This window comes from Pseudomonas sp. 43mfcvi1.1, from assembly GCF_900115935.1.
Classification (GTDB): domain Bacteria; phylum Pseudomonadota; class Gammaproteobacteria; order Pseudomonadales; family Pseudomonadaceae; genus Aquipseudomonas; species Aquipseudomonas bijieensis.
On the sequence record NZ_UETT01000005.1, the window covers coordinates 362388 to 375214 of the forward strand.

Here is a 12827-nt window from a genome sequence, read left to right on the forward strand (position 1 = left end):
AAGGCTGGTCGCCGCAGGTTGATGGTCGGCAATTCGTGGATTGCCCGCGTCATCGGTTAGACTTGCCGCCTTTCCTCGTATCAAGAAGCCCGTTCATGGCCCAGCCGTCCACGACTTATAAGTTTGAACTGAACCTCACCGACCTCGACCGCAGTGTGTATGAGAATGTGAAGCAGACCATCGCCCGCCATCCTTCGGAGACCGAAGAGCGCATGACCGTGCGCCTGTTGGCCTACGCGTTCTGGTACAACGAGCTGCTGGCGTTTGGTCGTGGTCTGTCAGACGTCGATGAACCCGCGCTGTGGGAAAAAAGCCTGGATGACCGTGTTTTGCACTGGATCGAAGTCGGCCAGCCCGACGCCGATCGCCTGACCTGGTGTTCGCGTCGCACCGAGCGTACCAGCCTGCTGGCCTACGGCAGCCTGCGAGTGTGGGAAGGCAAGGTGATCCCGGCCGTCAAAAACCTGAAGAACGTCAACATCGCCGCCGTGCCTCAGGAAGTGCTGGAAACCCTGGCCCAGGACATGCCTCGCGTGATCAAGTGGGATGTGATGATCAGCGAGGGTACGATTTTCGTGACCGACGACCGTGGTCAGCATGAAGTCCAGCTGCAATGGCTGCTGGGCGAGCGTGGTTGAGCCATTGACCCGGTATTGAGTGAACTCATTGTGGCGAGGGAGCTTGCTCCCGCTTGGGTGCGCAGCACCCACAAAAGGGGGCCGCTACGCAGCCCAGCGGGAGCAAGCTCCCTCGCCACAGTCCAGGATTCCAAAAAATAGAGAAATGTCCGTTCCCCCATGCGCATAGAACCCCGCCAGTTACCCGACACCCTGCCATTTCTCGGTGACCTGCCGCCGCTGTTGACCCGCCTGTACGCAGCGCGTGGCGTGCAGTCCGAGGCTGAACTGGACAAGAGCCTGGCGCGCTTGATTCCTTATCAGCAGCTCAAGGGGATCGACGCCGCGGTGGATCTGCTGGTGACGGCGCTGGAAGAACGCCAGCGCATCCTGATCGTCGGTGACTTCGATGCCGATGGCGCGACCGCCAGCACCGTCGGCATGCTGGGGCTGCGTCTGCTCGGCGCGGCCCATGTCGACTATCTGGTGCCCAACCGCTTCGAATACGGCTACGGGCTGACCCCGGAAATCGTCGAAGTCGCGCTGACTCGCGAGCCGCAGTTGCTGATCACCGTGGACAACGGCATCTCCAGCGTGGAAGGCGTGGCGGCGGCGAAAGCGGCGGGGCTCAAGGTGCTGGTCACCGACCACCACTTGCCGGGCCTCGAACTGCCGCTGGCCGATGCGATCGTCAATCCGAACCAGCCGGGCTGCGAATTCCCGAGCAAGGCGCTGGCGGGTGTCGGGGTTATTTTTTACGTGCTGATGGCGTTGCGTGCCCGTCTGCGCAGCCTGGGTTGGTACACCAGCAAACCCCAGCCGAACATTGGTGAGCTGTTGGACCTGGTGGCCCTGGGCAGCGTGGCTGACGTGGTGCCCCTGGACGCCAATAATCGCATTCTGGTGCACCAGGGCCTGGAGCGGATTCGTGCTGGGCGTGCCCGTCCCGGGATCAAGGCCATTCTCGAAGTGGCCAAGCGTGACCATTCGCGCATTACCTCCACGGACCTCGGGTTTATCCTCGGTCCGCGTCTGAATGCGGCGGGGCGCCTGGACGACATGAGCCTGGGTATCGAGTGCCTGCTCACCGACGATGCCGCCCTGGCGCGGGAGATGGCGGCGCAACTGGACGGCATGAACCAGGACCGCAAATCCATCGAGCAGGGCATGCAGCGCGAAGCCCTGGCCCAGCTCAAGGACCTGCCGGTGGAGTCGATGCCATTCGGCTTGTGCCTGTTCGATCCGCAGTGGCACCAGGGCGTGATCGGTATCCTTGCCTCGCGGATGAAAGAGCGCTATTTCCGCCCGACCATCGCCTTTGCCGATGCCGGCGACGGTTTGCTCAAGGGCTCGGGTCGCTCGGTGCCGGGCTTCCACATTCGCGATGCGCTGAGCGTGGTGGCGGCGCAGCATCCGACCCTGATCAGCAAGTACGGCGGTCACGCCATGGCGGCGGGCCTGACCTTGCCAGAAGCGAATTTCCCATTGTTCGCCGAGGCGTTCGACGCGGAAGTGCGCCGGCAATTGCGCGAAGAAGACCTGACCGGTCGGCTGTTGTCGGACGGCACCCTGGCGGTGGAGGAATTCCACTTGGAACTGGCCCGGGCGCTGCGTCACGCCGGGCCCTGGGGCCAGCATTTCCCGGAGCCGATGTTCCACGGCGTGTTCCAGTTGGTCGAACAGCGGGTGGTGGGCGAGCGGCACCTGAAGGTGGTGCTCAAGAGCGAATGCGGTTCGGTGAAGCTCGATGGCATCGCCTTCGGCATCGACCGCGAGATCTGGCCGAACCCCACCGTGCGCTGGGTCGAACTGGCCTACAAGCTCGACCTCAACGAGTTCCGCGGCCAGGAAACGGTGCAGTTGATGATTGCCCATATCGAGCCGCGGTAGATACAAGTGTTATCTATCAGGTGATAGCACTTGTGGCGAGGGGATTTATCCCCGCTCGGCTGCGAAGCAGTCGTGGAACCGGCCAGCGCCGTTTGGCTGAGGAAATGCGGTGCAGGAATATTTAGGGGCTGCTGCGCAGCCCAGCGGGGATAAATCCCCTCGCCACACAGTGACCGACCCAAGCGGGAGCAAGCCCTCTCGTCACACCGTCGGTTTTTAAGTTCTGAACCCTCCCGCCTCCCGGGTTGTCGACTAGGCTCTAAGCACTGCTTGATAGCCGTTGTGACGTCTTGTCGATTTTCGTTGCCCGCGGGGGCGGGTGTTGCACCTTTTGTCACTCGTCGACTTTTCAAACAGAACCCTGGAGCCTGCCCACTGATTCGAGAGGTGCCCCATGAGTCTGCTGCTGGAACCCTATACTCTTCGCCAATTGACCCTGCCCAATCGCATCGCGGTATCGCCGATGTGCCAGTATTCGAGCACCGATGGCCTGGCCAACGATTGGCACCTGGTGCACTTGGGCAGCCGCGCCGTGGGCGGTGCCGGCCTGGTGTTCACCGAAGCCACCGCCGTGACCGCCGACGGCCGCATCACCGCCCAGGACCTGGGGCTGTGGAACGACGAACAGATCGAACCCTTGCAACGCATCACCCGGTTCATCACCGCCCAAGGGGCCGTGCCGGGCATACAGCTGGCCCATGCCGGGCGCAAGGCCAGCACTTGGCGGCCCTGGCTGGGCAAGCATGGCAGCGTCAAACCAGCGGACGGCGGTTGGGTGCCGGTCGGTCCGTCGCCGATAGCCTTCGACCCGCAACACACCCAGCCGGTGCAACTGGACGAAGGGCAGATCGCCGGAGTCATCCAGGCCTTCGTGGACTCGGCCAAGCGAGCTCTTACGGCCGGCTTCAAGGTGGTCGAGGTCCACGCGGCCCATGGCTATCTGCTGCATCAGTTCCTGTCGCCCTTGAGTAATCAGCGCCGCGATCAATACGGCGGTTCGTTCGAGAACCGCATCCGCCTGGTGCTGCAAGTCACTGAAGCGATCCGGGCCGTATGGCCTGAAGAATTGCCCGTGTTCGTTCGTGTCTCCGCCACCGACTGGGTCGAGGACGGTTGGAACCCGGATGAAACCGTGGAGCTGGCGCGACGCTTCAGGGCCCTGGGAGTGGACTTGATCGATGTGTCATCGGGCGGCACCGCCGCGAATGCGGAAATTCCCACAGGCCCGGGCTACCAGACACGCTTTGCCGAACGGGTTCGCAAGGAGTCGGAAATCGCCACCGGCACTGTCGGCATGATTACCGAACCGGCCCAGGCCGAACACATCCTGCGTACCTGCCAGGCCGACATCATTTTCCTCGCCCGGGAATTGTTGCGCGATCCGTACTGGGCCCTGCATGCCGATGATGACTTGGGTGGACGCAAGGCTACATGGCCGGCGCAGTACCAGCGGGCCACGCATCGGGACCAGCCGATCCATGAGTCGGATTTGCGGGATTGAGTGCTTGGTAAAACCCAAAGCCCCGGTCGTCATTGGCCGGGGCTTTGGGTTTGTTTGAAAAAAATTGGTGCTTGTACCGGCCTCATCGCGAGCAGGCTCGCTCCCACAGTGGATCTGTTGTGTGGCGCGGATAGCGTTCACAACAAGGCTCAATGTGGGAGCGAGCCTGCTCGCGAAGGCGTCATTCCTGACACAGCAGGGCTCAGGGATACTTGCGCTTATCCGGCGCCGGCGGGAAGTACTGGTACAACCAGGTCTCGCTCAAGGTCCGGTCCTTGGTGCGAATGAACAGGCGCATCTGCACCGGGTCCACACGGTCGTCGGTCGGGTACCAGTCGAAGGTGATGCGGTAGCCCTTGATCGCATCCAGCACCAGCACGTTGAAGTCCTTCACCTCGCCGTGGGAACAGGTCACCACCGGTTCGATGCCGGTGCCCGGCGGCAATTGGTCGAGGCCGCCGCCGCTGAAGTCCACGGCGAAACGACGGGCCCAGACGGTCGGGTAATGTTCGCCCGGTGCCCAGCCTTCGATGAAGCCGCCCATGCCCGAACGGGTCGCGTCGACATGGGCCAGGTCCGTGCTCACGGGTGGCAGCGCGCTCCAGTAGAGCTTGTAGCCATAGTTCAGCGAGTCGCCGGCAGCCACCGGTTTTTTCGGTGTCCAGAACGCAACGATGTTATCCAGGGTTTCGCCGGTGGTAGGGATCTCCAGCAGGTCGACCGAGCCTTCGCCCCAGGCCGTCGTAGGCTCGACCCACAGGCTCGGGCGCTTGCTGTACCAGTCCACGGTGTCCTGGTAGCTGGCAAAGTCATGGTCGGTCTGCACCAGGCCGAAGCCTTTCGGGTCCTTGTCGGCGTAGGCATTGAACTGCAGGTTGGCGGGGTTGTTCAACGGGCGGCAGACCCACTCGCCGTTGCCGCGCCACATGGCCAGCCGGTCGGAATCGTGGATTTGCGGATGGATGGTGTCGCACATGCGCCGCTCGACGGTGCCGCAGCTGAACATGCTGGTCATGGGCGCAATGCCCAGTTGCTCGATGGCGGTACGGGCATTGATGTGCGCGTCGATCTCCATCACCACCCGGGTCGGCTGGCAATCGATATCAAACCGATAGGCACCGGTGGCGCTGGGGGAGTCGAGCAGGGCGTAGACCACGAACCGGGTGCTGTTCTTCTCCGGGGTTTCGAACCAGAACTTGGTGAAGTCCGGGAATTCCTCACGCTTCTTGGCATAGGTGTCGATGGCCAGGCCGCGTGCCGACAGCCCGTACTGGCCGCTGGCGTCCACTGCGCGGAAATAGCTGGCCCCCAGGAAAGAAACGATGTCGTGCCGGTCCAGTTCCGGCGCCTTGAAGACACGGAAGCCGGCGAAGCCCAGGTCACCCGTCAACTGCGAGGTGTTGACCGTGGTTTTCTCATAGTTGAACAGTTCCGGACGAAAGTGCACCTCACGGGCCATACGCGTCTTCGGGTCGACGCTGTACATGCGCACCGGCTGCTTGAAACCCATGCCGACGTGGAAGAATTGTGCGTCCAGTTGCCCGTCCAGCGCATTCCACAGCGAATGATTGGCGTCATAACGGATGGCGTTGAACTGCAGCGGCGACATTTGGGCCAGGGTCGGTGGCAGGACTTGCTTGGTGTCGACGTAGCGGCTCTCGGCCAGCCGCCGGGCCTGATCCTTCAAACCGTTGAAATCGAAGGGACGGGCTTCGCCGTCGGCAGTCTGATCGGCGGCCCAGGCACGGGCGGCCATGAGCCCGGAGGCCGATAGCCCAGTGTAGGCGGCGAAAGCCATGGAGGCCTTGAGCAGATTCCTGCGGTGCATAAATACAACCTTTCTCGAAACAATCCCGAGCCGATCCTGGCAACAGAGATTGGTAAAGGAGTTCGGACATGCCTTTGGCCAAACGCGACGAACGTTAGAACAGATGCCTGAGAGCTGGATCGGTTCACCGAGGCGCAAAATCATAGGGGAAATGCAGGCTTGGAGAGAAAGGGAAAGCGTGGCTTGGTCAAATTTTCTTACAGTTATTTCTTTTTTTATGTCGATTCCAACTTTTTTTGACTAATTACTCTAAAACTCCCTTTTCACGCTTTGAATCCTCCCTATTCTTTAGCGTGATAGACGATTCAACCCGGATTCAGACGGCGCTATCAGGTCAACTCGACGTAAAGAAGGACAGTTCATGACAAAAATACAGGGCATTACCGAAATGCTGGGGATCTTTCCAGGCCTGACCAATGGACGCAGGACACGACGGCTCAGCCTGGAAGAGTTAAGGCTGGTGGAGCGCTATCGGGAACTGTCGGAAAACGACCGCATCGCCATGCGTTACCTGGTGGATGCGATGCGCAGTGTTTCCAGATTCTGATCAAGCGCGGTGATGATGGCCGGGCCAGGAGAGCACCGGCCAAAGTTACTCCATTGACCAATCCTGGGGCCGTTCGCCGCGCTGGTGCAATATCCGCAGGATTTGCAATTGCCCCTGTACGAGTCGGTAAGGCGCAACGAATGGATAGCGTGTCAGCACCAGCTCTCGAGTATCGGGAACGACTGAAGGACGGCCTGAACCGGGAAAACGCTGCAATTGTCGCAGCGTCTCCAGGATGGCGATGATGACATCGTCAGCGCCTTGCGTGCCGATAGCGCTTTGGTAATGTTCATGAATCGAGTCGAGGTCACTCTGTGCTTTATCGGTCAGTACGATGCTCGGCACGTTTTGCCCACTTAGCCTTCACGGCATCCAGATCGGTCAGATTTCCAGCATCGGCGTCTGCTATGCCTTCGCTGATGGCTTGCAGATGCCAGGACTCGGCCTCTACATATCGAACCAGTGCACGCTTGAGGTGATATTGACGGTCGCGGTCGGTGGCGGCAGCCAGCAAATCCAGCTGTTGGGCCAGACCTTCTTCCACACGAAAGGACAAAACGGGCGAGGCCATGGCTAATCTCCAAGCTGTATACGTTGTAGACACCCTAGGTCCTGCCAGGATTTCCGTCAACCGGCGAGCGTGCGCCCGTCGACGAAAACCTTAGCAGCGTGCAGGTCGGGCGGGCGCGAGCATGTGTTGCTAACGTTGTCTTGGCTTCAATGCTTGAACATCACATGCCGCACCACCGTGTAGTCCTCCAGCCCATACATGGACATGTCCTTGCCATAGCCGGAACGTTTCTGACCGCCATGGGGCATTTCGCTGACGAGCATGAAGTGCGTGTTGACCCAGGTGCAGCCGTATTGCAGGCGTGCCGACAGGCGATGGGCGCGGCCGACGTCGGCGGTCCACACCGATGAAGCCAGGCCGTAGTCCGAATCGTTGGCCCAGGCCAGCACTTGCGCTTCGTCGAGGAACGGCGTGACGGACACCACCGGCCCGAAGACTTCGCGGCGGACGATTTCGTCATCCTGCTGCGCGTCGGCCAGCACCGTTGGTTCGAAGAAGAACCCGTTGCCGTCCACGGCCTTGCCGCCGGTGACCAGGCGGATATGCGGCTGGGCGATGGCGCGTTCGACGAAGCCGGCGACGCGGTCGCGGTGCTGGGCGGTGATCAGCGGGCCCATCTCGGTGTCTGGCGCGGTTTGCAGGCCGTACTTGATACTGCCCACCGCGGCGCCGAGCTTCTCGACGAAGCGGTCGTAGATGCCTTGCTGGGCATAGATGCGGCATGCGGCCGTGCAATCCTGGCCGGCGTTGTAGAACCCGAAGGTGCGGATGCCTTCCACCGCCGCGTCGATGTCGGCGTCGTCGAAAATGATCACCGGGGCCTTGCCGCCCAGTTCCATGTGCGTGCGCTTGACGCTGTCGGCGGTGCTGGAAATGATGTTCGAACCGGTGGCGATGGAGCCGGTCAGCGACACCATGCGCACTTTCGGATGAGTCACCAGCGGTTGGCCGACGGTTTGCCCACGACCGAACACCACGTTGAGCACACCCGCTGGGAAAATTTCCGACGCCAGTTCCGCCAGGCGCAACGCGGTCAGCGGGGTCTGTTCCGATGGCTTGAGCACCACGGTATTACCAGCGGCCAGGGCCGGGGCGATTTTCCAGGCAACCATCATCAACGGGTAGTTCCATGGCGCGATGGAGGCGATGACCCCCACCGGGTCGCGGCGGATCATCGAGGTGTGCCCCGGCAGGTATTCGCCGCCCGCCGAGCCGTTCATGCAGCGGCTGGCGCCGGCAAAGAAGCGGAACACGTCGGCGATTGCCGGGATCTCGTCGTTCAGCGCGGCGCTCAAGGGTTTACCGCAATTGTCCGATTCGAGCTTTGCCAGTTCTTCGCCGTGGGCTTCGATGGCATCGGCCAGTTTTAGCAGGAGCAGGGAACGGTCCTTGGGCGAGACTTGGGACCAGCTTTCGAAGGCACTGTCGGCCGCACGCACGGCGGCATCGACCTGGGCCTCGCTGGCTTCGTTGATTTCCACCAGAACCCGCCCCAGTGCCGGGTTGAACACCGCCTGGCCGGGGCCTTCGCCGTTTACCAAGTGGCCGTTGATCAGCAGTTTGGTTTGCATGTGCATATCCTCGTCTGTCGCCGTTTTTCTGTGGGAGCGAGCCTGCTCGCGAAGCTTTTGGCGCCTTCAGAAACGCCATCGCGAGCAGGCTCGCTCCCACATTGGGTGGTCATCGTTAGTATCAGATTCATTTCCCGCCACTCCCCGCCACGCTCTCCCCGCCCCGGGTCAGGTAATAAGCGCCGAGTATCGGCAGCATCGTCACGATCATCACCAGCATCGCCACCACGTTGGTCACCGGCACGTCGCGAGGGCGGCTGAGCTGGTTGAGCAGCCACAGCGGCAGCGTGCGTTCGTGGCCGGCGGTGAAGGTGGTAACGATGATTTCGTCGAACGACAGCGCAAACGCCAGCATCCCTCCGGCCAGCAGTGCCGAGCCGAGGTTGGGCAGGATGATGTAGCGGAAGGTTTGCCAACCGTCGGCGCCCAGGTCCATCGAGGCTTCGATCAGGCTGTGGGAGGTGCGGCGTAGGCGGGCGATGACGTTGTTGTAGACGATCACCACGCAAAAGGTCGCGTGGCCGACGATGATGGTGAACATGCCCGGTTCGATGCCCAGGGTCTTGAAGGTCGACAACAGGGCAATGCCGGTGATGATCCCTGGCAGGGCAATCGGCAGGATCAGCATCAGCGAAATGCCCTGCTTGCCGAAGAAATCCCGGCGGTACAGCGCTGCCGAGGCCAGCGTACCGAGCACCATGGCGATGAGCGTGGCGATGGCCGCGATCTGCAACGACAGCTTGATAGCTTCGAGCACATCCGGGCGCGCGAAGGCGACGCTGAACCACTTCAGGGTCAGGCCCTTGGGCGGAAAGCTGAAGGCTGCGTCCTCGGTGTTGAAGGCGTAGAGGAAGATGATCAGGATCGGGAAATGCAGGAACACCAGCCCGCCCCACGCGGCGATCTTCAGGCCCCAGGAGGATTTTTCAGAGTGCATCGAAAGCCCCCAGGCGCTTGACGATAGACAGGTAGATGGCAATCAGCACGATGGGTACCAGCGTGAACGCCGCAGCCATGGGCATGTTGCCGATGGCGCCTTGCTGGGCGTAGACCATGCTGCCGACGAAGTAGCCCGGCGGGCCCACCAGTTGCGGCACGATGAAATCCCCCAGGGTCAGCGAGAAGGTGAAGATCGAGCCGGCGGCAATGCCCGGGATCGACAGCGGCAAGATCACCTGCATGAACGTCTGGCGTGGTCTGGCGCCCAGGTCCGCCGAGGCTTGCAGCAGCGATGGCGGCAGGCGCTCCAGTGAGGCCTGGATCGGCAGGATCATGAACGGCAGCCAGATGTAGACGAACACCAGGAAACGTCCCAGGTGTGAGGTGGACAAGGTGCTACCGCCCACTCCGGGGATCCCCAGTACGAACTGCAACAGCGGTTCCAGCCCCAGGTGCTGGACGAACCACTGCGCTACGCCACCCTTGGCCAGCAGCAGCGTCCAGGCATAGGCCTTGACGATGTAGCTGGCCCACATTGGCAACATCACTGCGATGTAGAAAAACGCCTTGGTCTTGCCGCTGGTGTAGCGCGCCATGTAGTAGGCAATCGGGAACGCGACGATGGCGCTGGCGATGGACACGACAATGGCCATGCTCAAGGTGCGCAGGATGATGTCGAAGTTCGAGGGCTGGAACAGTGCGGTGAAATTCGCCAGGGTCAGGTCGGGGGTGACCGCCATGGTGAAGTCATCGAAGGTGTAGAAGCCCTGCCACAGCAAGGTCAGCAGCGAGCCCAGGTAGATCGCGCCGAACCAGATCAGCGGCGGCACCAGCAACATCGACAGGTACAGGTTGGGCCGCCGATACAGCAGGTTGGAAAAACGCCGCAACGGTGAACCGGACGCAGGCGTTTGGTTGATGGTCAGGGTGTTCATCTCACACCTCACCGCCGACAGTGTCATGCAGCGCGACCATCGCCTCCCGCGCCCAGCGTACGCTGAGGGGCTGGCCAGTCTGGTGCTGGGCGGTGTTGTCGAGCCACTGGGTGTTGGCCTGGCTGAGGTTCAGGGTCTGGCCGTTGGCAAGTTTCAACTCGTAGCGCGTGGCGCTGCCCTGGTACTGGATGTCGTGCAGCAGGCCGTGGACTTCGATTTCATGGGCGGCCAACGGACCTTCGGCGAAGCGTACGTGTTCCGGACGGATCGAGAACGGCTGTGGATAACCGCTCAGTTCCCGGGCCAGTTCGCCGCGAATCACATTGGAAGTACCGACGAACTCGGCGACGAAGGTGGTCGCCGGTTTCATGTACAGGTTGCGCGGCGTGTCGACCTGTTCGATCCGGCCCTTGTTGAACACTGCCACGCGATCGGACATCGACAAGGCTTCGGTCTGGTCGTGGGTGACGAAAATGAAGGTGATGCCCAGCTGGCGTTGCAGTTTCTTCAACTCGCCTTGCATCTGCTCGCGCAGCTTCAGGTCCAAGGCGCCCAAGGGTTCGTCCAGCAGCAACACCCGCGGGCGATTGACCAGTGCACGAGCGAGGGCCACACGTTGACGCTGGCCGCCGGAGAGTTGCACGGGCTTGCGTTCGCCATAACCGCCCAGGGCCACCATCTCCAGTGCTTCGTCGGCGCGCTTGATGCGCTCGGCCTTGGCGACGCCTTTGACTTTCAAGCCGTAGGCGACGTTGTCGCGCACATTCATGTGCGGGAAAAGCGCGTAATCCTGGAACACCGTGTTGACGTCCCGTTGATAGGGCGGGAGTCCGGCGGCTTCTTCGCCGTGGATGCGGATCGAGCCGGCACTGGGTTGTTCGAACCCGGCGATCAAGCGCAGGCAGGTGGTCTTGCCCGAGCCGGAGGGGCCCAGCATGGAAAAGAACTCGCCGTCCTGAATGTCGATGGAAACCCGGTCAACGGCCTTCACTTCGCCAAACTGACGGGATACCTGGGTGAATTGGACTGCAAGCGTCATGGTGCGGGGCTCCAAAAAGCGCGACTTCCGTTGGATTGTTGGTGGTGGGCCGGACACTGGACCTGTGGGAACAGCGCTGTGGGAGCAAAGCTTGCTCGCGATACAGGCACCTCGGTTCCCCGAAAGACCGCATCATCTTCATCGCGGGCAAGCCTTGCTCCCACACAAGAGCGGTGTTCAGTTTCCTAAGCCGACTGAGGCTTACCGCCCACCCATGATCGCAATGTAGTCCTGGGTCCAGCGGCTGTACGGCACGAACTTGCCGCCCTCGGCCTGCGGGGTTTTCCAGAAGGCGATCTTGTCGAACTGGTCGAAGCCGTTGGTCTTGCAGCCTTCGGCACCGAGCAGTTCGCTGCCCTTGCACGCCGCCGGTACCGCTGGCAACGAGCCGAACCATGCGGCCACGTCACCCTGGACTTTCGGTTGCAGCGACCAGTCCATCCATTTGTACGCGCAGTTGGGGTGCTTGGCCTCGGCGTGCAGCATCGTGGTGTCGGCCCAACCGGTGGCACCTTCTTTTGGAATGGTCGAGGCGATCGGTTGTTTTTCGTTCATCAGGCCGTTGACCTGATACGGCCAGGCGCCGGACGCCACCACGCCTTCGTTCTTGAAATCGCTCATCTGCACGGTGGTGTCGTGCCAGTAGCGATGGATCAACGGTTGCTGGGCCCGCAACAATTCCAGCACGGCCTTGTACTGCGCTTCGTCGAGTTGGTAGGGGTCCTTGATGCCCAGCTCAGGCTTGGCGGTCTTGAGGTACAGCGCCGCGTCGGCGATGTAGATCGGGCCATCGTAGGCTTGCACGCGTCCCTTGTTCGGCTTGCCGTCGGGCAGGTTCTGGGCGTTGAACAGCACGCCCCAACTGGTGGGCGCCTGCTTGAATACTTCGGTGTTGTACATCAACACGTTCGGGCCCCACTGATACGGGGTTCCGTAGGTCTGCTGGTTGACCACGTACCACGGCGCATCCTTGAGGCGCGGGTCGAGGTTTTTCCAGTTGGCGATCAGCGCGGTGTTGATCGGTTGCACGCGCTTGCCGGCAATCAGCCGCAGCGAGGCGTCGCCCGACGCGGTGACCAGGTCGTAGCCGCCCTTGGTCATCAGGCTGACCATTTCGTCGGACGTCGCGGCGGTTTTCACATTGACCTTGCAGCCGGTTTCCTTCTCGAAACCGGTCACCCAGTCGTAGGCCTTGTCGCTTTCGCCGCGTTCGATGTAACCCGGCCAGGCGACGATATCCAGTTGGCCCTCGCCAGCGCCGATGGCCTTGAGCGGTTCGGCGGCCTGGAGGCTGACGCTGGTCAGCAGCGCCGTGGTGATTGCACTGAGCAATACGGTCTTGTGCGCGTACATGGAAATCCCTCTTGCTTTAATTATGGTCGGGGCAGT

Annotated in this window: 12 protein-coding genes; 4 read left to right on the forward strand and 8 right to left on the reverse strand. The window is 61.7% G+C overall.

Annotation, left to right across the window (positions count from 1 at the left end; all coding sequences use genetic code 11):
* Positions 1–95: 95 nt before the first annotated feature.
* From DTP52_RS12615 to DTP52_RS12625, 3 genes are all read left to right on the forward strand, one after another.
* Complete coding sequence (locus DTP52_RS12615; protein WP_109753653.1) at positions 96–638, forward strand: YaeQ family protein; 543 nt, start codon at positions 96–98, stop codon at positions 636–638.
* Positions 639–797: 159 nt separating this feature from the next.
* On the forward strand, positions 798–2507 hold the full coding sequence (recJ, locus tag DTP52_RS12620) for a single-stranded-DNA-specific exonuclease RecJ (protein ID WP_109753654.1): 1710 nt from the start codon (positions 798–800) through the stop codon (positions 2505–2507).
* A gap of 394 nt (positions 2508–2901) precedes the next feature.
* Entirely contained in the window at positions 2902–4008 is a 1107-nt protein-coding gene (locus DTP52_RS12625) for an NADH:flavin oxidoreductase/NADH oxidase (RefSeq protein ID WP_109753655.1), read from the forward strand.
* Positions 4009–4210: 202 nt separating this feature from the next.
* Here the strand turns inward: DTP52_RS12625 and DTP52_RS12630 are convergent, their stop codons facing one another.
* Complete coding sequence (locus DTP52_RS12630; protein ID WP_109753656.1) at positions 4211–5836, reverse strand: glucan biosynthesis protein D; 1626 nt, start codon at positions 5834–5836, stop codon at positions 4211–4213.
* Positions 5837–6197: 361 nt separating this feature from the next.
* On the opposite strand from DTP52_RS12630, the gene DTP52_RS12635 reads away from it, so the two are divergent.
* Positions 6198–6383: a hypothetical protein gene (locus DTP52_RS12635; protein ID WP_109753657.1), complete on the forward strand. Its 186-nt coding sequence runs from the start codon at positions 6198–6200 to the stop codon at positions 6381–6383.
* Positions 6384–6428: 45 nt separating this feature from the next.
* On the opposite strand, the gene DTP52_RS12640 is transcribed toward DTP52_RS12635, so the two are convergent.
* From DTP52_RS12640 to ydcS, 7 genes are all read right to left on the reverse strand, one after another.
* Positions 6429–6728 carry a type II toxin-antitoxin system RelE/ParE family toxin gene (locus tag DTP52_RS12640; protein WP_109753658.1) on the reverse strand — a complete coding sequence of 100 codons (300 nt, stop codon included), beginning with the start codon at positions 6726–6728 and terminating at the stop codon, positions 6429–6431.
* Complete coding sequence (locus DTP52_RS12645) at positions 6703–6954, reverse strand: CopG family ribbon-helix-helix protein (RefSeq protein WP_109753659.1); 252 nt, start codon at positions 6952–6954, stop codon at positions 6703–6705. The genes DTP52_RS12640 and DTP52_RS12645 overlap by 26 nt, the downstream gene beginning before the upstream one ends.
* Before the next feature lie 146 nt (positions 6955–7100).
* Positions 7101–8525 (reverse strand): gamma-aminobutyraldehyde dehydrogenase, encoded by a 1425-nt coding sequence (locus DTP52_RS12650; protein WP_109753660.1) that lies wholly within the window; start codon positions 8523–8525, stop codon positions 7101–7103.
* A gap of 127 nt (positions 8526–8652) precedes the next feature.
* Positions 8653–9462: an ABC transporter permease gene (locus tag DTP52_RS12655; protein WP_109753661.1), complete on the reverse strand. Its 810-nt coding sequence runs from the start codon at positions 9460–9462 to the stop codon at positions 8653–8655.
* The gene (locus tag DTP52_RS12660; RefSeq protein WP_109753662.1) at positions 9452–10399 is read right to left on the reverse strand and encodes an ABC transporter permease; all 948 of its coding nucleotides are present in this window, start codon (positions 10397–10399) and stop codon (positions 9452–9454) included. Before DTP52_RS12660 ends, DTP52_RS12655 begins: the two co-directional genes overlap by 11 nt.
* Before the next feature lies 1 nt (position 10400).
* Positions 10401–11438 (reverse strand): ABC transporter ATP-binding protein, encoded by a 1038-nt coding sequence (locus DTP52_RS12665; protein ID WP_109753663.1) that lies wholly within the window; start codon positions 11436–11438, stop codon positions 10401–10403.
* A 201-nt stretch (positions 11439–11639) separates the two neighbouring features.
* Entirely contained in the window at positions 11640–12791 is a 1152-nt protein-coding gene (ydcS, locus tag DTP52_RS12670; protein ID WP_109753664.1) for a putative ABC transporter substrate-binding protein YdcS, read from the reverse strand.
* Positions 12792–12827: the final 36 nt, after the last annotated feature.